Consider the following 18436-nt stretch of genomic DNA (forward strand, 5'->3'; position numbering starts at 1 on the left):
CCCCGGGCCCGGTGGCGGCCCGGGGCGTCCTGGACGCCGTATGCGATCCACCCCGGGGAGGCGGACCGGGCCCGCCTGACAATGACGCCATGAGATGGATCTCCGGCGTGGCCGGCGTACTGCTCCTCGGGAGCGTCCTGGCCAGCATCCTGCGTACCCTGGTGGTGCCCCGCGGCCTCTACTCGGCACTCGTGTACCGGCTGTGGCGGGTGCTGCGCGTCTTGCTGCGTCTGGGGGCCCTGCGCGGCGGCTACCAGGCCATCGACCGCACGCAGACCTGGCTCGGTCCGCTGATCCTGATGGGCATGCTCGCGACCTGGCTCGGCGGGGCCTTCGCCGGCTACGGACTGCTGATGCACGCCCTGTCCACACTGAACTGGGCCAATTCCTTCCGCGAGGCGGGATCCAGCCTCTTCACGCTCGGCTACGCCAGCGGTCAGCGGCTGAACCTGTCCGCCGTCGACTTCCTGGCGGCGGCCACCGGGCCCCTGGTCATCGCCTTGCAGATCGCGTACCTGCCCACCCTGTACGCCGCCTACAACCGTCGTGAGCTGGAGGTCACCCTGCTGCAGTCCCGGGCCGGTGAACCCTCCTGGGGGCCGGAGATCCTGGCCCGGCAGTGGCTGGTCCAGACGGAGACCGCGCTGTCCGAGCTCTACCGCGCCTGGGAGCGGCTGGCCTCGGACATCGGCGAGAGCCACTCGACCTACCCGGTGCTGGTCGCCTTCCGTTCGCCCCGCCCCTACCGGCACTGGCTGGTCGGACTGATCGCCGTCATGGACGCGGCGGCCATGCAGCTCTCGCTCGCCCCGCACTCCGCGCCGCCGGAGGCCCGTCTGGTGCTCCGGGCCGGCTTCACCGCCCTGCGGGACATCGCCCGCTCCGTGCGCTTCCCCTTCGACGTGGACCCGGCACCGGACGCGCCCGTCCACCTCAGCTTCGCGGAGTTCGACGCGGCCGTGGCGGTGGTGGAGGCGGCGGGCTTCCCCTCCGAGCGGTCCGCCAAGGAGGCATGGCCGCACTTCCACGGCTGGCGGGTCAACTACGAGGCGATCGCCTACGAGCTGTGCCGCCGCTCCGACGCCGTACCGGCCCTGTGGAGCGGTCCGCGCGACTTCGCCGCCGCCCCCCTGCCGCCGTTGCGCCCGGCGGACCGGCGGCCCGAGGACCAAGGTCGGCCGGAACTGCCCCCATGGCGGGGTAGCCCGGGCCCCTGCGGCGGGAAGATCCCAGGGGAGCGGCCCGATGAGGGAGGGGATTGGTCGTGAGGGTCATCCTGCTGGGCACGGCCGCCGGTGGCGGATTCCCGCAGTGGAACTGCGCGTGCGCGCTGTGCACGGCCGCCCGTGACGGCAAACTGCCTTCCCGCAGCCAGGAGTGTGCCGCCGTCACCGGCAACGGGCGCGACTGGTGGCTGCTGAACGCCTCACCCGACATCCGTACGCAACTGGCCGCCGGCGCCCCGCTCTGGCCCGGTCCGGGGCCCCGGGACAGCCCGGTCAGAGGTGTGCTGCTCACGGACGCGGAGGCCGACCACGTCATGGGCCTGGGCGTGCTGCGCGGCGGTCCGGACCTGAAGGTGTACGCGGGGCCGCCGGTGCTGGCCGCACTGGCGCCGCTGCGTGCGGCGCTCGGCCGCTACACCGGGTGGGAGTGGGCGGACGCCCTGACCGAGGGAGGTTTCGTCCTGGCGGGCGGACTGGTCGTCACCGCGCACCCGGTCGGCACCAAGGCGCCCCGTTACCTCCCGGATACCGCCGCGGACGCCCCCTGGGTGATCGCGTACCGCATCGAGGACCTGGCCACCGGCGGGGTCCTCGTGTACGCGCCGTGCGTGGGCGCCTGGTCGCCGGTGCTGGACGAGCTGTTGGAGACGGCGGACTGCGCGCTGCTCGACGGCACGTTCCACGCCGCCGACGAGATGGGTGCGGCGGTGCGCGGGGCGGCCGGACAGGCGGCCATGGGGCATCTGCCGGTCGCGGGCGCGTACGGCAGTCTGCGTCATCTGGCCCGGTACCCCGGCCCGCGCCGGATCTACACCCACCTCAACAACACCAACCCGCTGCTCGACCCGGCGTCGGCCGCCCGGCGCCAGGTGACCGAGGCCGGGGTCGAAGTCCTCGCGGACGGGGCCGAGTTCGTCGTCTGACCGGCCGGTCAGAACTGGGGTGCCCCGGCGTTCAGCGTGCGGGCCAGTGCCTCGCGTTGCAGCGGCAGCACCTGCGTGTACAGGGCACGGCCCTTCTCGGTCAGCGCGACCCAGACGCCGCGGCGGTCCTCCTCGCACACGGAGCGCACCAACAGGCCTTCCTTCTCCAGCCGTCCGAGCAGCCGGGACAGGGCGCTCTGGCTCAGATGGACGCATCCGGCGATGTTGTGCACCCGGTACAGCTCGCCGAGTGCGGGCGCCTCGGTGGCCAGGATGTCGAGCACCTCGAAGTCGCTGGCGCCGAGTCCGTACGGGTGCAGCACCCGGTCGATCTCGCACAGGGTGCGGGCGTGCACGGACAGGATGTCCCGCCACCGCTCCTCGAGCCGGGCACCGGCCGTTTTCACTGCCATGCCTGCACGGTAACAGAGAACGACCTTTTTGTTTACTGTGCAATTAGTGTGCCGGCATGTGCAATCGGCGACGCGGGGGCGGCCCGGCCCGGGCACGGCCGCCCCTCGTCCGCCGAGCGGTCGCCGAACTCAGGCGACCGGGTCCTGCATCAGCCCCACGAGGTTGCCGTCCGGGTCCTTCACCGACGCGATCAGCCGGCCGTTGCCGACGTCCTGGACGTCCTGGAGCAGCTCGGCCCCGGCCTCCAGCAGGGCCCCGAGACGCGCCCGGATGTCCGCCACCTTCCAGTAGGGCACCGGGCCGGTCATCCCCTTGGCATGGCCGTTGGGGTCGAGGCCGATGTCCTGCCCGGCGGCCTTGAACCCGACGTAGTACGGCTCGTCCGCGTAGGGCTCCACCTCCAGCAGGGCGCTGAACACGGCCTTCGACCGGGCGAGATCCTTGGCGGGATAGATGATCGTCTGGACGCCGGTGGTCATGGCGTACTCCTCCGGGATACGGGATCCGAGACACGGGATCCGAGATACGTGGGTCCGGCGTCGTGCGCCGCTGTTCTCACGTTAGGGCGGGGGAGTGCGGGGGTGCTTCTCCAAAACTGACCGGTCCTCCCCGGTGCTGCCGCCACCGCCCGGGGGGCGGGCCGCGGTGCGCCCGTCGATGGACCGTCGGATCACGTCGACTCGCGCTTGACCACCCCCGTCGGCAGGATCACCGCCGCCGGCTCCTCCCCGCCGATCCGGGCCAGCAGCACCCGTACCATCTCGCTGCTGATCCGGTCCCACGGCTGGCGGACGGTGGCGAGCGCGGGACGGGCCGCCGTCGCCGCCGGGGAATCGTCGAAGCCGCCCACCGCCACGTCCTCGGGCACCCGGCGCCCCGCCCGCCGGAGCGCGGTGAGCACCCCATGCGCCATCAGGTCGGAGCAACGAACACCGCGTCCATGTCCGGTGCCTGCCCCAGCAGCCGCTCGCCGCCCGCCTCGCCGCCGGCCCGGCTGTAGTCGCCCGGGACGACGAGCCGCTCGTCGAGGGCGATGCCCGCCTCGGTGAGCACCTCGTGGTAGCCCGCGAGCCGCTCCACACCGCCCGTTGTGTCCAGCGGCCCGGTGACCACACCGATCCGCCGGCGCCCCAGCGACAGCAGATGGCGCACCATGTCCCGGGCCCCGTCCCGGTCGTCCGCCGCGACATAGCTCACCTTCGCGCCCATGCCGATGGGCTTGCCGCACGCGACCAGCGGTACGCCCGCCTCGCGCAGTTCCTCGGCGACCGGGTCGCCCGAGCGGCTGGAGACCAGCAGCACCCCGTCGACATGGCCCGCGGTGATGTACCGGGTGATGCGCCGCCGTTCGTCCTGGGTGCCGGCGAGCATCAGCAGCAGCGGGATGTCGTGCGCGGCCGGCGCCTGGGTGCACCCGCGCAGCAGGACGTTGAAGTTGGGGTCCTCGAAGAACCGCTCCTGCGGCTCGGTCAGCAGGAAGCCGACCGAGTCCGAGCGGCCGGTGATCAGGGAGCGGGCGTGCCGGTTGACGACGTATCCCGTGCTGCGGATCGCGGCGTTGACCGCCTCCTGCGCGGCCGGACTGACGTAGTGGCCGCCGTTGAGCACACGCGAGACGGTGGCAAGCCCGTCTTCGTCGCGGAGACGGCCTACCCCTTCCGCCCGGACAGCGACACCCCACCGACCCCTCCTCCGGCAACGGCCGGGAGAACCAGGCCCTGTTCGACTACGACGACCGGGCGCTGCCCGCGATGAACTGGTTCGGCCACCGCTGAACCACCGTCGCCCACGGCCCGCCGTCTACCACCCCTTCTCGAACAGGCGCGCAACCTCGGCGATACGGACCTCGTCCCGGCGGTAGCAGGTGTGCCGGCAGATCCTCTTGGTGCGCAGCAGGCCGAGGGCGGTGAGGATCCGCAGATCGGTGGCGGCGACGGACCGGGGCACATGGAGCTTCTCGGCGACCACCGCCGCCGTGACCCCGTCCTCGACGAGGTCACGGCGGCGCTGCGGCGGGAAGTGCGTGACCGGGTCCTTCAACCACTCGAGAATCCGCATCCGTCGCTCGCTCGCGGGTGTCTTCAGCATCTCGTCCCTCCGTGCCCGCCCTCCCGACCACTGTGGCGTGCCGGTCGGGCCCGGGCCGAGGGGGGAACGGGCCGAAGTGGCAGCACGGTGAGCCATGTCACGCAGGTGGCCGGGGAGGGGCCCCGCGTCCCCGGCCGCCGTGTGCGGGCCGCTCGCGCACCGGGTTAGGCTGTTCCCCGGCCGCGATCACATTCCGCGGCGCGGTGGTGGGGCCCGCCGTACCCGAACCGCGGCAGTGCTGCCGCCAACGGTCCCTACTTGCGATCGAGCGTGCCCGTCCGGCAGGGCCCCGGCGAGTAGGAGCAGTACATCCATGACAGTCCCGCACCCCAAGAGCGCCGACCGGGCCGGTTCCCCCGCGCCCGAGCCCACTCGGGCACCCTCGCCCTGGCAGGGGCAGGGTGCCGTCGTGGCGGTCGTGGCCCTCGGCGGCGCCGTCGGGGCCACCGCCCGCTACGCCGCCTCGCTGCTCTGGCCCGCCCGTACCGGCCAATTCCCCTGGACCACCTTCGGGATCAACCTCGTCGGCTGTGCCGTGATCGGTGTGTTCATGGTCGTGATCGCCGAGGTGTGGGCCGCCCACCGGCTGGTGCGCCCCTTCTTCGGCACCGGAGTGCTCGGCGGCTTCACCACCTTCTCGACGTACGCCGTCGAGATCCAGAGACTGGTGGACGCGGGCGAGCCGCGCACCGCGCTCGCCTATCTGTTCGCGACCCTGGCCGGGGCCCTCGCCGTGGTGTGGCTCGCGATGAAAGCCGCACGCCGGCTCCTGGCCTGGCGGCAGCGATGAACGAGACCACCGGACGGCGCCCCACGGAGGCGGCGATGACGCGACTGACCGGCAGGGCCCTGCGACTGACCGTCTACATCGGCGAGCACGACCGATGGCACCACAAGCCCCTGTACGCAGAGATCGTGCACCGGGCACACGCCGCGGGTCTGGCGGGCGCCAGTGTGTTCCACGGTGTCGAGGGCTTCGGCGCCTCCTCGCTCATCCACACCTCGCGGCTGCTGTCCCTGAGCGAGGACCTGCCGGTGGCCGTGGTCGTCGTCGACACCGAGGAGCGCGTCCGAGCCTTTCTGCCGCAACTCGACGAACTCGTCACCGAGGGGCTGGTGACCCTCGACGAGTGCGAGGTGATCACCTACACGGGACGCGGGGGAACCCCGCGCACGGCGGCCGGGGAAGGCGACGCGGGGACCGGACAGGGCCCCGCCGCGGACGGGAACGGCGGCACGCCGGACGGGAAAGGTGAGAACTCGTTGTGAATTGGCTGCTGGTGATCACCGGTGCCGTGGTCGGGGCGCCCCTGCGCTATCTGACCGACCGCGCGGTGCAGCTCAGACATGACACCGTCTTCCCCTGGGGCACCCTCGCCGTGAACGTCACGGGATGTCTGATCCTCGGTCTGCTGACCGGGGCCGCGGCGTCCGGTCATGCCTCGCCCCATCTGCAGCTCCTGATCGGCACGGGCCTGTGCGGGGCGCTGACCACGTACTCGACCTTCTCGTACGAGACGCTGCGGCTCACCGAGACCGGGGCGGGGTTCTACGCTGCCGCCAATGTCGTCGCGAGCCTGACGGCGGGCCTCGGGGCGGCCTTCGCGGGAGCCTCGATCGCCGGGGCGGTATGGCCCCGGTAGGCGGTCCCCGCCCGTACGTAGTACAACTTCCTGAGCACCACCGTCTACAGCACTGTCGACCAACTCCTCAGAACTGGATCCCATGAGTGTCATCAGCGTCGGTCAGGCCGTCGTCCTCGGAGTCGTCGAGGGGGTGACCGAATTCCTCCCCGTGTCCTCGACCGGTCATCTCAAGATCACTGAGGGGCTCATGAAGATCCCCGTCGACGACCCGGCCGTCGTCGGGTTCTCGGCCGTCATCCAGGTCGGCGCTATCGCGGCCGTGCTCCTGTACTTCTTCAAGGACATCGTGCGGATCGTCTCCGCGTGGTTCCGAGGCCTGTTCAACCCGCGCGAGCGGTACCACCACGACTACAAGTTCGCCTGGTGGGTGATCGCCGCGACCATCCCGATCGTCGTGGTGGGCCTCGCCGCCAAGCCGCTGATCGACGGTCCGCTCGCCTCCCTGTGGGTGGTCGCGGGCTCGCTGATCATCGGATCCGGTGTGATGTGGGCCGCCGACCAGATGGGCCGGCACAAGCGCGGTGAGGACGACACCTCGTTCAAGGACGCGATGCTCGTCGGCAGCTCGCAGATCCTCGCCCTGCTCTTCCCCGGCTTCTCCCGCTCCGGCGCCACCATGTCCACCGCGCTCATCCTCGACCTGGACCGGGTCGCCGCCACCCGCCTGTCCTTCTTCCTCGGCATCCCGGCCCTCACCGGCGCCGGTATCTACGAGCTGAAGGACGCCCTGGGCGCGGGCGTGGGCGCCGCGCCGCTCGCCGTCGGCACCATCGTGTCGTTCGTGGTCGCCTACGCCTCCATCGCCTGGCTGCTGAAGTTCGTCGCCAAGCACTCCTTCAACGCGTTCGTGATCTATCGGATCGTCATCGGCGTGGGTCTCCTTGGGCTGCTCGCGACCGGGGTGCTGAGCTGAGCGCCACCCGTCGTCGCTGATCACCGCCGTGTCACCCAGGGGCGGGAAGCCGTTGTCCAGGCTTCCCGCCCCTGGTGATCCCGCTGCCGACACCCCTTGACAGCCCCGTCGCGCAACCCGCAGGATCACCCCCGTGAACCTGTCAGACAGCCAGACAGGTGGGAGGGTGCCGCGGCGCGTCAGCGCGATGGAGGCGGTCCTCACCCACCTTCGCGGCGCCATCGAGCGCGGCGACTACGCGATCGGCGACAAGCTCCCCTCCGAGGCGGAGCTGTGCCGGACCCTCGAGGTCAGCCGGCCCGTGCTGCGCGAGGCCCTGCGGGCCCTGCAGACCATGGGGCTGACCGTCTCCAGGACCGGCAAGGGCACCTTCGTCGTCGCGAACGCCGTCGAGGATCCGACCTTCGGCGACTATGCGGCCAGCGATCTGCTGGAGGTGCGCCGCCATGTGGAGATCCCGGTCGCCGGGTACGCGGCGCTGCGCCGCACCCCGGAGAACCTCGACCACCTGGTCCATCTCCTGGACCGGATGGAGCGGGAGACGGACACCACCGCGTGGGTCGCGATGGACACGCTCTTCCACCTCGCCGTGGCCGAGGCCGCCCAGAACCCGGTCTTCCGCCGGGTGATCGAGGAGATCCGTGACGCACTGGCGCGTCAGTCGACCTTCCTCAACCAGCTGGGCGACCGGCGTGAGCAGTCCAATCGCGAGCACCGGGCGATCGTCGAGGCGCTGACCGACGGTTCCGAGCACGACGCCGTCGAGGCCATGGCCCACCACCTCGACCGCGTCGAGACGACCCTCACCGACATCCTGCGCCCGGGGCGTACGGATCTCCCCACGGAAGGCGGACCCGAGGCGTGAGCGAGCAGCACCTCAAAGAAGAGACGCGTCCCTCGTCCGGTCACGTCGACGCCGGAGACGCGGGCTACAGCAAGTCCCTGAAGTCCCGGCACGTCAACATGATCGCCATCGGCGGTGCCATCGGCACCGGCCTGTTCCTCGGCGCCGGGGGCCGGCTCGCCGACGCCGGCCCCTCCCTCTTCGTCGCGTACGCGATCTGCGGCGTCTTCGCGTTCCTCGTGGTGCGCGCGCTCGGCGAGCTGGTCCTGCACCGGCCGTCCTCCGGCGCGTTCGTGTCGTACGCCCGTGAGTTCCTCGGTGAGAAGGGCGCCTACACCGCGGGCTGGATGTACTTCCTGAACTGGGCCACCACCGGTATCGCCGACATCACCGCGGTGGCCACCTACACCCACTACTGGGGCCTGTTCTCCGACATCCCGCAGTGGTTGATCGCGCTCATCGCCCTGGCCGTGGTGCTCACCGTGAACCTCATCTCGGTGAAGATATTCGGCGAACTGGAGTTCTGGTTCGCCATCGTCAAGGTCAGCGCCCTCGTGGTCTTCATGGCGATCGCCATCTTCCTGCTGGTCACCCGGCACCCGGTTGACGGCACCACCCCCGGCCCGTCCCTGATCAGCGGCCACGGCGGCATCTTCCCCCATGGTGTGCTGCCGATGCTGCTGATCATCCAGGGCGTCGTCTTCGCCTACGCCTCCGTCGAACTGGTCGGCGTCGCCGCCGGCGAGACCGAGAACCCCGAGAAGATCATGCCGAAGGCGATCAACTCGATCATGTGGCGCGTCGGCCTCTTCTACGTCGGCTCGGTCGTCCTGCTGTCGATGCTGCTGCCCTGGAACAAGTACACGGCCGGCGAGAGCCCGTTCGTGACGGTCCTGTCCCGCATCGGCGTCCCCGCGGCCGGCGGGGTCATGAACCTCGTGGTCCTCACCGCGGCCATGTCCTCCCTCAACTCCGGCCTCTACTCCACCGGCCGCATCCTGCGCTCCATGGCGATGTCGGGCTCCGCGCCGAAGTTCACGGGGGTCATGAGCGGCCGCCAGGTCCCGTACGGCGGCATCCTGCTCACCAGCGGGATCTGCGTCCTCGGTGTGGGCCTCAACTACGTGGTCCCGGCCGACGCGTTCGAGATCGTGCTCAACTTCGCGGCGATCGGCATCCTGTCCACCTGGGGCATGATCATGCTCTGCCATCTGCTCTTCTGGAAGAAGACCCGCGACGGGGAACTCACCCGGCCCGGCTTCCGTCTGCCCGGCTCCCCGTGGACCGAGATCGTCACGCTCGGCTTCCTCGTCTCCGTGTTCGTCCTGATGTACGCGGACGGCGGCGCCGGCCGCACCACCGTGCTGTGCCTGCCGCTGATCGCGGCGGCCCTGGTGGCCGGCTGGTACGGCATACGCGGGCGGGTCGCCCGCGCTGAATCCCACAAGGTGAATCCGTGAACCACGCAGTACTGTACGGAAGCGTGCCGGCCGAGGCTCCCGCGATCCGGGAGCCCCTGCACGCACCGGTCGCCCATCTCGTCCGCGGTGGCGTCATCGAGGGCATCCACTACGGCTCGGTCGTCGTCCTCGGCGCCGACGGCACGGTGGAGCTCCAACTCGGAGACATCGAGGCCGCCTTCTACCCGCGCTCGGCGCTCAAGCCGGTACAGGCGGCGGCGATGGTGCGGGCCGGACTGCCGCTCGACGGGGAGCTGCTGTCGCTCACCGCGGCCAGCCACTCCGGCGAGGAGCGGCACCTGGCCGGCACCCGCCGCATCCTGGAGCTGGCCTGCGCCACCGAGGACGACCTCGGCAACGTCCCCGACCTTCCGTACGACCCGGTCGTGCGCGACGCCTGGGTGCGAGAGGGGCGGCTGCCGTCCCGGCTCGCGCAGAACTGCTCGGGCAAGCACGCGGCCATGCTCTACACCTGCCGGCTCAACGGCTGGCCCTTTGAGGGGTACCTCGACCCGGCCCACCCCCTTCAGCAGGCCATCGCCGAGATAGTCGAGGACCTCACCGGCCAGGCGATCGCCAGGGTGACTGTGGACGGCTGCGGTGCCCCCCTGTTCTCCGTCTCCCTGCACGGGCTCGCGCGCGCCGCGGCCCGGATCACCACCGCGCCGGCCGGCACTCCGGAGGCACGGGTGGCGGACGCGATGCGCGAGCACGCCGAGATGGCCTCCGGCTCCGGGCGCGATGTCGCCGCGCTGATGCGCGCCGTGCCCGGACTGCTGGCCAAGGACGGCTTCGAGGGCGTCGAGGTCGCCGCGCTGCCCGACGGCCGGGCCGTCGCCGTGAAGATAGCCGACGGGGCGAACCGGGCCCGTATCCCGGTCGCCGCGGCGGCCCTCGCCCGGGCCGGGGTCGACCAGGCGGCGCTCGCCTCGTTCGCGGGGGAGCCGCTGCTCGGCGGCGGCCGGCCGGTCGGCAGCGTCCGTCCGGTCCGCGCCCTCGACCCGCTCACGCCCGACGCCCACGCCTGACGGCCACCGCCCCCCGACCACCTTCGGAAGAGGAACCGCACCACCATGACCGCCGCAGCCCACCGCAGCGAGCACGATCTGCTCGGCCACCGCGACGTACCCGCCGAGGCCTACTGGGGCATCCACACCCTGCGCGCCAAGGAGAACTTCCCCATCACGGGGACGCCGATCTCCGCGTACCCGCATCTCATCGACGCCCTCGCCGCCGTCAAGGAGGCCGCCGCCCTCGCCAACGAGGAACTGGGCCTGCTGGCGCCGAGGAAGGCCGCCGCCATCGTCGCGGCCTGCCGTGAGATACGCGACGGCAAGCTGCACGACGAGTTCGTCGTCGACGTCATCCAGGGCGGCGCCGGCACCTCGACGAACATGAACGCCAACGAGGTCGTCGCCAACCGCGCGCTGGAGCTGCTCGGCCACGCCAAGGGCGAGTACCAGTACCTGCACCCCAACGAGGACGTCAACCTCGGCCAGTCCACCAACGACGTCTACCCGACCGCCGTCAAGGTCGCCACGGTCTTCGCGGTGCGCGGTCTGCTGAAGGCGATGGCCGTGCTCCAGAACGCCTTCGCGGGCAAGGCCGTCGAGTTCCGCGACGTGCTGAAGATGGGCCGCACCCAGCTGCAGGACGCGGTGCCGATGACGCTGGGGCAGGAGTTCTCGGCGTACGCCGTCATGCTCGACGAGGACCGCAGCCGCCTCGCGGAGGCCGTCGAGCTGGTCCACGAGATCAACCTCGGCGCCACCGCGATCGGCACCGGGCTCAACGCCCCCGCCGGATACGCCGAGTCGGCCCGCCGCCACCTCTCCGACATCACCGGCCTTCCGCTGGTGACCGCCGCCAACCTGGTGGAGGCCACCCAGGACTGCGGTGCCTTCGTGCAGATGTCCGGCGTGCTCAAGCGGATCGCCGTCAAGCTCTCCAAGAGCTGCAACGACCTGCGTCTGCTGTCCTCGGGCCCGCGCGCCGGCCTGAACGAGATCAACCTGCCGCCGGTGCAGGCCGGTTCGAGCATCATGCCCGGCAAGGTCAACCCGGTGATCCCGGAGGTCGTCAACCAGGTCGCCTTCGAGGTGATCGGCAACGACGTCACCATCACCATGGCCGCCGAGGCCGGCCAGCTCCAGCTGAACGCCTTCGAGCCGGTGATCCTGCACTCCCTCTCCGAGAGCATCACGCACCTGGAGCGCGCCTGCCTGACCCTGGCCGAGCGGTGCGTCGCCGGGATCACGGCCAACGAGGAGCAGCTGCGGGCCGCGGTGGAGAACTCCATCGGCCTGGTCACCGCCCTCAACCCGTACATCGGGTACGAGGCGGCCACCGACATCGCCAAGGAGGCCCTCGCCACGGGCCGCGGGGTCGCCGAACTCGTCCTGGAGAAGGGCCTGTTGCCAGCCGAGCGACTCGCGGACCTGCTGCGGCCCGAGGTGGTCGCGGGCAGCAACTCGCCGAAGCTCTGACCCGCCCGCCGACCAGGGAGAACACACCTCGGGGCGGCCGCCGGGCGCGGCCGCCCCGCCGCATCGGAACGCCGGCATGGCGTTCAGGATCCAGAACATGATCATGAGGACCTCAGGTGAGCAGCTCGCTCGACGGGACGGCACGATAGTGACCATGGCCTCCTCGCTGACCTTCCAGCCCGTGCTGGAGCGCATCGCCGAAGAGATGGAGCAGCGGCCCGGGCGCGGACGGGCCGCCGACTACATCCCCGCGCTCGCCGCCCTCGACCCGCACCGCTTCGGCATGGCGGTCGCCGAGCTGGACGGCACGGTCTACGGAGTGGGGGAGTGGCGGCAGCCGTTCTCGGCGCAGTCCATCACCAAGGTCTTCACCCTCGCCCTGGGGCTGGCCTGCGAGGGCGACGAACTGTGGGAGCACGTGGGACGGGAGCCCTCCGGCAACCCGTTCAACTCCCTGGTCCAACTGGAGTACGAGAACGGCATCCCGCGCAATCCCTTCATCAACGCGGGCGCCCTCGTCGTCACCGACCGGCTGCACAGCCGTACCGACGACGCGGCCGGCACCCTGCTCGACTTCCTGCGGGCGGAGAGCGGCAACCCGGAGCTGGACTTCGACCAGGAGGTCGCCGCCTCCGAGACCGCGCACGGCGACCGCAACGCCGCCCTCGCACATTTCATGGCGTCCTACGGCAACATCGACAACCCGGTGCCGCTCCTGCTCGACCAGTACTTCCGGCAGTGCTCCATCGAGGCGTCCTGCGCGGACCTCGCCCTCGCCACCGGCTTCCTGGCCCGCCACGGAATCCGCACCGACGGCACCCGGCTGCTGACCCGCAGCCAGGCCAAGCAGATCAACGCGGTGATGCTGACCTGCGGCACCTACGACGCGGCGGGCGACTTCGCCTACCGGGTCGGTCTGCCCGGCAAGAGCGGCGTCGGCGGCGGGATCATCGCGGTCGTGCCCGGCCGCTGCACGCTGTGCGTCTGGAGCCCCGGCCTGGACCAGCGCGGCAACTCGGTGGCGGGCGTCGCGGCACTGGACCGGTTCACCACCCTCACGGGACTGTCCGTGTTCTGAACGAGCTACCGGGTGCGCGGCGGTACCGGTCACACGGCGGTCACACGCAGGTCGCTGCCCTGAGGGTCGAACGTCGCCTTCCGTCCATTCGGTGTTGACACGCTTCCCGAGTGTTGGCCATGGCTTTCCCCGTCGATCTCCGCCGCTGTCAGGCACTTGGCTTGGCCGGTACCGCCTTTCTCGCGTTGGGCGGTGAGACCGCCGGGGCCTTGCCGGTCGCGGACCTGGTCTCCCCCGAGTCCGGGCGCGCCGCCCTCGGACTGGTGGGGGTCTACTTCGGTGTGGTGCTGCTGATCGCGGCGTGGGCGCTGCTGGGCCGGGTGATCCGCGGCCCCGAGCCGCCGACGCCGCGCGCCCTGCTGCTCGTCCTCGCCGTCTGGGCCGCACCACTGCTGCTCGCGCCGCCCCTGTTCAGCCGGGACGTCTACAGCTACCTCGCCCAGGGCGCCATGGTCCACGCCCATATAGACGTGTACGCGAACGGACCCGCACAGTTCGGCGGGCCGATGGCGGACGAGGTCGCCCCGGTGTGGCGGGACACCGCCGCCCCGTACGGGCCGGTCTTTCTCGCCGTCGCCTCCGCGCTGTCCGGCCTGACCCGCGGGGAACTGCCGGCCGGGCTGCTCGGCATGCGGCTGGTCGCGCTCGTCGGTGTGGCCCTGATGGCGGTGGCGCTGCCCCGGCTGGCCCGGCAGTGCGGCGCCGACCCGGCGGCGGCACTCTGGCTCGGCGCCCTCAACCCGCTGGTGCTGCTGCATCTGGTGGCCGGCGCCCACAACGACGCCATCATGCTGGGCCTGCTCGGCATCGGCCTGCTCGCCGCGCGCGGCCGGCTGTACCTCCTCGGCGTCGTCCTGATCACGCTCGCCGCACTGGTCAAGGCGCCGGCCGCGCTCGGTCTGGTGGCCGTCGTCGCACTGCGGCGGCAGAGCGGTGTGGTCCGGACGGTGGTGACGACGACGACGGTCGCGCTGGCCACGACGGTGGTGGTCACGGCCGTCGCCGGTACGGGCTACGGCTGGGTGGCGGCCCTGAAGACGCCGATCTCCCCGCACAACTGGTCACCCACCAGCGTCCTCGGGCGGGTCACCGGGCGGCTGCTCGATGACCTCGGCAGTAACCTGGCGCCCCTTGCGACGCCGGTGTGGCACGCGGCCGGATTGTTGGCGACAATGATCGCCGTGCTGCTCATCTGGCTGCGGCTGCGGCCCGCCCCGGTCTACGCGCTCGGCCTGAGCCTTGCCGTCATGGCCGTCCTCGGCCCCGCGATCCGTCCGTGGTACGCCCTGTGGGGGCTGTTCCTCATCGCCGCCGCCGCGCCCAGCACCTCCGTGCGCCACCGGGTGGCCGCCGCCACCGCGGTCCTCGCGCTCGCCGTGCTGCCGAGCGGCTCGGCCCCGGACCTGGCCCAGGTGCTGCTGGCCGTCTCCGGCGGCGTCCTCGCGATCGTGGTGCTCTGGCAGGCGCACCAGGCGGCCCAGGCGCCGGTGCTGGGACGGACCGCGTGAGAGCGCCGCGCACCGAGAAGGGCCGACTGGCCCTCGTACTGACGCTCGCCGCCGCCGTCGCCGTCTTCACCGCCACGGTCCCGCTCCTGCGGGACTGGTTCGACCTGCGCGTGTACTACGGGACGGTGCACACCTGGATCCACCACGGCGGGCACATCTACGACTACCGGGTGCCGGGGACGGCGTACGGCTTCACCTATCCGCCGTTCGCCGCCCTGAGCATGCTGCCGATGGCGTACGTCGGCCTCGGCACCGCCATCGTCCTCGCGCTGCTGCTGAACCTCGCGGCCGCCGCCCTCGTGCTGTGGATCCTCCTCGGCCGGGAACTGCGCCGCTACGGCTGGTTCGGCTGGGCGCTCGCCGCCTGCGCGCTGGCGCTGCTCGAACCCGTCCGGGACACCTTCAGCTTCGGGCAGGTCAATCTGCTGCTGCTGGCACTCGTGCTCACCGACGCCTGGCTGCTGTCCACCGGGCGCGAACGCTGGGCCGGGGCAGGTATCGGGCTCGCGGCAGCGGTGAAGCTGACGCCCGCGCTCTTCGTCGGCCTGCTGCTGCTCGCCCGGCGCTGGCGGGCCGCCGCCGTGGCGACGGCGGTCACCGTCGGGGCGACCCTGCTCGCGGCCTGGGCCGCGCCGGGCGCCTCCCGCTTCTACTGGACGCACGCCGTCTGGGACACCACCCGCGTCGGCCGCCTGGACTATGTCTCCAACCAGTCGCTGCAGGGCATCCTGGCCCGGCTCGCGGCGCCCGACACCCCGAGCCACGCGGCCTGGGCGACGGCCGTCGTGCTGGTCCTCGCGGTGTGGGGATGGCGCACCCACCGCGCGCTGCGGACCGGCGACTGGCGGGCCGCCTTCGCCCTGACCGGGCTGGCCGCCTGTCTGGTCAGCCCGATCACCTGGGTGCACCATCTCGTCTGGCTGCTGCCGTCCTTCGCCGTGCTGCTGAGCACCCGCCGACTGCGCATCGCGGCCGTTCTGTACGTGGCGCTGTGCAGCAGCGTGGTGTGGCTGTGGTTCGACGACGCGTCCGGCATCGACGGCTTCCTCGGCAGCAACACCTACGCCTGGATCACTCTCGGGCTGCTGCTCGGGCTGCCGGTCGGTCAGGCGCCCGGCGAGCGCCTTCTCCTCAGCCACAGCGTCAGCCCGGCTGCCGCGCCCGCGCTCGCGCCCACCGCACCCGCGAGCACACCCGGGACGGCCCAGCCGGCCGTGTCGCGGTCCACGGCCGCCGTCCTCGGCAGCGCGGCCGGACCGGCCCGTGACACGGTCGGCCGTTCGGACGACAGCGAGCCGACCGGAGCCACCCGTCCGACGGCGGCGAAACCCCAGTCGAGCAGCGAGCGCGCCTCCTCGTAGACCGTGAACCCACCGCCGGCCTGAGGGTTCATCACGGTCACCAGAAGGGTGTGGCCGCCGCGGCGGGCGGCGGCCACGAGCGTGTTGCCTGCATGGCTCGTGTAGCCGTTCTTGATGCCGATCAGGCCCGGGTAGGGCTGGACGCCGTTGCGGCCGGTCAGCAGCCGGTTGGTGTTGGCGATCTCGTACGACTGGCCCTCGTCGCCGGGGAAGCTCGACTCGGCGGTGGCGCAGTAGCGTGCGAAATCCGGATTCTGCAGTCCGGTCCGCCCGAACACCGCGAGGTCGTACGCCGAGGACACCTGGCCGTCGGCGTCGTAGCCGTCGGGGGAGACCACATGGGTGTCCAGTGCACCCAGGGCACGGGCCTTGGCCTGCATCTGACGGACCGTGGTCTGCACTCCGCCGTTGAGTGCGGCCAACACATGGACGGCGTCGTTGCCGGAGTTCAGGAAGACCCCCCGCCACAGGTCGCTGACCTGGTAGGTGTCGCCCTCCTTCACCCCGACGAGGCTGCTGCCGGGACCGACGTCCGACAGCTCCCGTGCGGTGACGGTGTGCCGGGTGTCGGCGGGCAGCCCCGGCAGCACGGTGAGGGCGAACAGTGTCTTGAGGGTGCTGGCGGGAGGCAGCGGGCGGTGCGCGTCGTGCGCGGCCAGCACCTGCCCGGTGTCGGCATCGGCGACCAGCCACGACAGCGCCGACACCTCGGGGAGTTCGGACACCCCCGCGCGTTGTCGTACCTGCGTTCCCGACGCGTACAGGGGGGAGGTTCCGGGAGCCGTGGGCCGCGGTGTGTCGGAGTCGAGGCCCGCGACGGCGATGGCGGGGTGGGAGGAGAGGGCCGCCGTCCAGGCCGCGCCGAGAGCGCAGCAGGAGACGACGACGCGGGACGAGAATCCTATGGTCATACCCGCCACCTTGGAGCGGTCCTGGCGGCCGCGCCTGGGCAGCTTGCGCCGAGTGGCGGCATCGGGCACCCGGATGCCGGACACCGGGGTCCGCCCTGCGGGGCCGTCAGGTCGTCGGCAGGGTGGGCTGGATCAGACGCAGGAACGACGCGTTGTCGGGCGTGGCCCGCATCCGATCCAGCAGGGTCTGAAGGTTCGACTGCCCGTCCCGCGGCTTCAGGACGCGCCGCAGTCCGCGTACAGCCGTCAACTCGGCCCCGGGCAGCAGAAGTTCCTCACGGCGGGTACCGGATCCGGCGATGTCCACGGCCGGGTGGATCCGGTGGGCGGCCAGCTCCCGGTCCAGCCGCAGCTCCATGTTGCCGGTGCTCTTCAGCTCCTCGAAGAAGAAGTCGTCGGCACGGGATCCGGTCTCGACCAGGGCGGTGGCGAGGATCGTGAGCGAGCCGCCCTCCTCGGCCAGCCGGGCGGCGCCGAAGAGACGCTTCGGGCCCTGCAGGGCGGCGGCGTCGACGCCACCGCTGAGGGTGCGGCCACCAGCGGCGGCCGCGTTGTTGTGCGCCCGGCACAGCCGGGTCAGCGAGTCGAGCAGAAGGACGACGTCCTGCCCCTGCTCGACGAGCCGCTTGGCCCGCTCGACAACCAGTTCCGCGAGGGCGATGTGCTCCTTCGGTGTCCGGTCGAAGGTGGAGGCGTACACTTCGCCGCGCACCGAGCGCCGCATATCCGTCACCTCCTCGGGCCGCTCGTCGAGCAGCACCACCATCAGGCGGCATTCAGGGTGGTTGGCGGCGACGGCCGCGGCGATCTGCTGGAGCAGCACGGTCTTGCCGGTCCTCGGCGGGGCGACGATCAGGCCGCGCTGCCCCTTGCCGACAGGCGCGAGGAGGTCGACGACGCGACCGGACAGGCCCGCCGCGGGGTGTTCGAGCCGCAGCCGCTCGCGCGGGTGCAGCGGGGTGAGGTCGCGGAAGTGCGGGCGCCCGCGCAGCTCCTCGGGCGTACGGCCGTTGATCTGTGTCACCTCGGTGAGGGCCCGCCCGGCGCGGAAGCCGACGAGGGTGTCGCCCCTGCGCAGGCCGTGGCGGCGGATCAGGGCCGGGGAGACCTGGGGATCGGAGGGCGCGGCGTGGCAGCCGTTGGCTCGCAGATGCCCCTTCCCGCCGTGGTCCATGTCGAGGACTCCGGTGACGGACTGGGGCGCCTGCTGCCGCGCCACGGGAGGGGGCTGGAGCGTGGTGGTCATATGAGGTCCTTTCACGGACGGAGAGCAGGAAGGGAGAAGAGGAGGGCCGGGAGGCGGCATGCTCACGCCTCGTCACGGCGGGGAAGTCACCTCGGGCACAGCGACAGGGCGGTGGTCACGAGGTGATGCGGGAAAGCCGATGCGCCGGTCGATGACGACGGCGGACAGAACGGCGAACTGAAGGGATACAGCACCGGCGCCCGGAACGGGGCGTACACAGGTGCTGACCGCACTGTAGCACTCGACCGGTGGGTGTGCACCGCCGACGGATGTCACAACCGCCGACTCGTCGCCGTGCACCCCCATCAGCGTACGGGTGGCGCCGTCTATTC

17 protein-coding genes and 2 pseudogenes are annotated in these 18436 nt (G+C 71.7%); 13 read left to right on the forward strand and 6 right to left on the reverse strand.

What is annotated here, in order from left to right:
* Positions 1 to 89: 89 nt before the first annotated feature.
* Positions 90 to 1268 carry a hypothetical protein gene (locus AB0L95_RS32350; protein ID WP_365167817.1) on the forward strand — a complete coding sequence of 393 codons (1179 nt, stop codon included), beginning with the start codon at positions 90 to 92 and terminating at the stop codon, positions 1266 to 1268.
* A complete protein-coding gene (pqqB, locus tag AB0L95_RS32355; protein WP_365167819.1) occupies positions 1265 to 2149 on the forward strand; it encodes a pyrroloquinoline quinone biosynthesis protein PqqB in 885 nt (294 codons plus the stop codon). The genes AB0L95_RS32350 and pqqB overlap by 4 nt, the downstream gene beginning before the upstream one ends.
* Positions 2150 to 2157: 8 nt before the next feature.
* On the opposite strand, the gene AB0L95_RS32360 is transcribed toward pqqB, so the two are convergent.
* The 4 genes and pseudogenes from AB0L95_RS32360 to AB0L95_RS32375 form a co-directional block, all read right to left on the reverse strand.
* On the reverse strand, positions 2158 to 2562 hold the full coding sequence (locus AB0L95_RS32360; RefSeq protein WP_365167821.1) for a MarR family transcriptional regulator: 405 nt from the start codon (positions 2560 to 2562) through the stop codon (positions 2158 to 2160).
* A 129-nt stretch (positions 2563 to 2691) separates the two neighbouring features.
* The gene (locus AB0L95_RS32365; RefSeq protein ID WP_365167823.1) at positions 2692 to 3042 is read right to left on the reverse strand and encodes a VOC family protein; all 351 of its coding nucleotides are present in this window, start codon (positions 3040 to 3042) and stop codon (positions 2692 to 2694) included.
* Between the two features lie 191 nt (positions 3043 to 3233).
* Positions 3234 to 4171, reverse strand: a pseudogene (locus AB0L95_RS32370) (LacI family DNA-binding transcriptional regulator).
* A 192-nt stretch (positions 4172 to 4363) separates the two neighbouring features.
* Complete coding sequence (locus tag AB0L95_RS32375) at positions 4364 to 4651, reverse strand: ArsR family transcriptional regulator (RefSeq protein ID WP_365167825.1); 288 nt, start codon at positions 4649 to 4651, stop codon at positions 4364 to 4366.
* Positions 4652 to 4964: 313 nt separating this feature from the next.
* Between AB0L95_RS32375 and crcB (AB0L95_RS32380) the strand changes: the two genes are divergently transcribed.
* The 11 genes from crcB (AB0L95_RS32380) to AB0L95_RS32430 all read left to right on the forward strand — a co-directional run bounded on the left by crcB (AB0L95_RS32380) (position 4965) and on the right by AB0L95_RS32430 (position 15947).
* Positions 4965 to 5441, forward strand: a complete 477-nt coding sequence (crcB, locus tag AB0L95_RS32380; RefSeq protein WP_365167828.1) for a fluoride efflux transporter CrcB — start codon at positions 4965 to 4967, stop codon at positions 5439 to 5441.
* A 35-nt stretch (positions 5442 to 5476) separates the two neighbouring features.
* The gene (locus AB0L95_RS32385) at positions 5477 to 5920 is read left to right on the forward strand and encodes a DUF190 domain-containing protein (RefSeq protein WP_365167911.1); all 444 of its coding nucleotides are present in this window, start codon (positions 5477 to 5479) and stop codon (positions 5918 to 5920) included.
* The gene (crcB, locus tag AB0L95_RS32390; protein ID WP_365167830.1) at positions 5917 to 6294 is read left to right on the forward strand and encodes a fluoride efflux transporter CrcB; all 378 of its coding nucleotides are present in this window, start codon (positions 5917 to 5919) and stop codon (positions 6292 to 6294) included. Before AB0L95_RS32385 ends, crcB (AB0L95_RS32390) begins: the two co-directional genes overlap by 4 nt.
* An 82-nt stretch (positions 6295 to 6376) precedes the next feature.
* Positions 6377 to 7210 carry an undecaprenyl-diphosphate phosphatase gene (locus AB0L95_RS32395; protein ID WP_365167833.1) on the forward strand — a complete coding sequence of 278 codons (834 nt, stop codon included), beginning with the start codon at positions 6377 to 6379 and terminating at the stop codon, positions 7208 to 7210.
* 187 nt (positions 7211 to 7397) lie between these two features.
* On the forward strand, positions 7398 to 8075 hold the full coding sequence (locus AB0L95_RS32400; RefSeq protein ID WP_365167913.1) for a FadR/GntR family transcriptional regulator: 678 nt from the start codon (positions 7398 to 7400) through the stop codon (positions 8073 to 8075).
* A complete protein-coding gene (locus AB0L95_RS32405) occupies positions 8072 to 9514 on the forward strand; it encodes an amino acid permease (protein ID WP_365167836.1) in 1443 nt (480 codons plus the stop codon). Before AB0L95_RS32400 ends, AB0L95_RS32405 begins: the two co-directional genes overlap by 4 nt.
* Before the next feature lie 11 nt (positions 9515 to 9525).
* Complete coding sequence (locus AB0L95_RS32410) at positions 9526 to 10542, forward strand: asparaginase (protein WP_365167916.1); 1017 nt, start codon at positions 9526 to 9528, stop codon at positions 10540 to 10542.
* 45 nt (positions 10543 to 10587) lie between these two features.
* On the forward strand, positions 10588 to 12000 hold the full coding sequence (aspA, locus tag AB0L95_RS32415; protein WP_365167838.1) for an aspartate ammonia-lyase: 1413 nt from the start codon (positions 10588 to 10590) through the stop codon (positions 11998 to 12000).
* A 145-nt stretch (positions 12001 to 12145) separates the two neighbouring features.
* Positions 12146 to 13078, forward strand: a complete 933-nt coding sequence (locus tag AB0L95_RS32420) for a glutaminase (RefSeq protein ID WP_365167918.1) — start codon at positions 12146 to 12148, stop codon at positions 13076 to 13078.
* A gap of 119 nt (positions 13079 to 13197) precedes the next feature.
* Entirely contained in the window at positions 13198 to 14586 is a 1389-nt protein-coding gene (mptB, locus tag AB0L95_RS32425) for a polyprenol phosphomannose-dependent alpha 1,6 mannosyltransferase MptB (RefSeq protein ID WP_365167840.1), read from the forward strand.
* The gene (locus tag AB0L95_RS32430) at positions 14583 to 15947 is read left to right on the forward strand and encodes a glycosyltransferase 87 family protein (protein WP_365167842.1); all 1365 of its coding nucleotides are present in this window, start codon (positions 14583 to 14585) and stop codon (positions 15945 to 15947) included. The genes mptB and AB0L95_RS32430 overlap by 4 nt, the downstream gene beginning before the upstream one ends.
* On the opposite strand, the pseudogene AB0L95_RS32435 reads toward AB0L95_RS32430, so the two are convergent.
* Positions 15863 to 16858, reverse strand: a pseudogene (locus tag AB0L95_RS32435) (serine hydrolase); the annotation flags it as partial. The gene AB0L95_RS32430 and the pseudogene AB0L95_RS32435 overlap by 85 nt on opposite strands.
* 106 nt (positions 16859 to 16964) lie before the next feature.
* The gene (gene rho / locus AB0L95_RS32440; RefSeq protein ID WP_365167844.1) at positions 16965 to 18104 is read right to left on the reverse strand and encodes a transcription termination factor Rho; all 1140 of its coding nucleotides are present in this window, start codon (positions 18102 to 18104) and stop codon (positions 16965 to 16967) included.
* Positions 18105 to 18436 lie beyond the last annotated feature (332 nt).

This window comes from Streptomyces sp. NPDC052036 (assembly GCF_040680495.1).
GTDB lineage: Bacteria > Actinomycetota > Actinomycetes > Streptomycetales > Streptomycetaceae > Streptomyces.

Coding starts and splice junctions, on each gene's coding strand:
- AB0L95_RS32360 (WP_365167821.1), bottom strand. CDS start 2,562: ATGGCAGTGAAAACGGCCGGTGCCCGGCTCGAGGAGCGGTGGCGGGAC.
- AB0L95_RS32350 (WP_365167817.1), top strand. CDS start 90: ATGAGATGGATCTCCGGCGTGGCCGGCGTACTGCTCCTCGGGAGCGTC.
- AB0L95_RS32365 (WP_365167823.1), bottom strand. CDS start 3,042: ATGACCACCGGCGTCCAGACGATCATCTATCCCGCCAAGGATCTCGCC.
- AB0L95_RS32395 (WP_365167833.1), top strand. CDS start 6,377: ATGAGTGTCATCAGCGTCGGTCAGGCCGTCGTCCTCGGAGTCGTCGAG.
- mptB (WP_365167840.1), top strand. CDS start 13,198: ATGGCTTTCCCCGTCGATCTCCGCCGCTGTCAGGCACTTGGCTTGGCC.
- AB0L95_RS32400 (WP_365167913.1), top strand. CDS start 7,398: ATGGAGGCGGTCCTCACCCACCTTCGCGGCGCCATCGAGCGCGGCGAC.
- aspA (WP_365167838.1), top strand. CDS start 10,588: ATGACCGCCGCAGCCCACCGCAGCGAGCACGATCTGCTCGGCCACCGC.
- AB0L95_RS32385 (WP_365167911.1), top strand. CDS start 5,477: ATGACGCGACTGACCGGCAGGGCCCTGCGACTGACCGTCTACATCGGC.
- rho (WP_365167844.1), bottom strand. CDS start 18,104: ATGACCACCACGCTCCAGCCCCCTCCCGTGGCGCGGCAGCAGGCGCCC.
- crcB (WP_365167828.1), top strand. CDS start 4,965: ATGACAGTCCCGCACCCCAAGAGCGCCGACCGGGCCGGTTCCCCCGCG.
- AB0L95_RS32375 (WP_365167825.1), bottom strand. CDS start 4,651: ATGCTGAAGACACCCGCGAGCGAGCGACGGATGCGGATTCTCGAGTGG.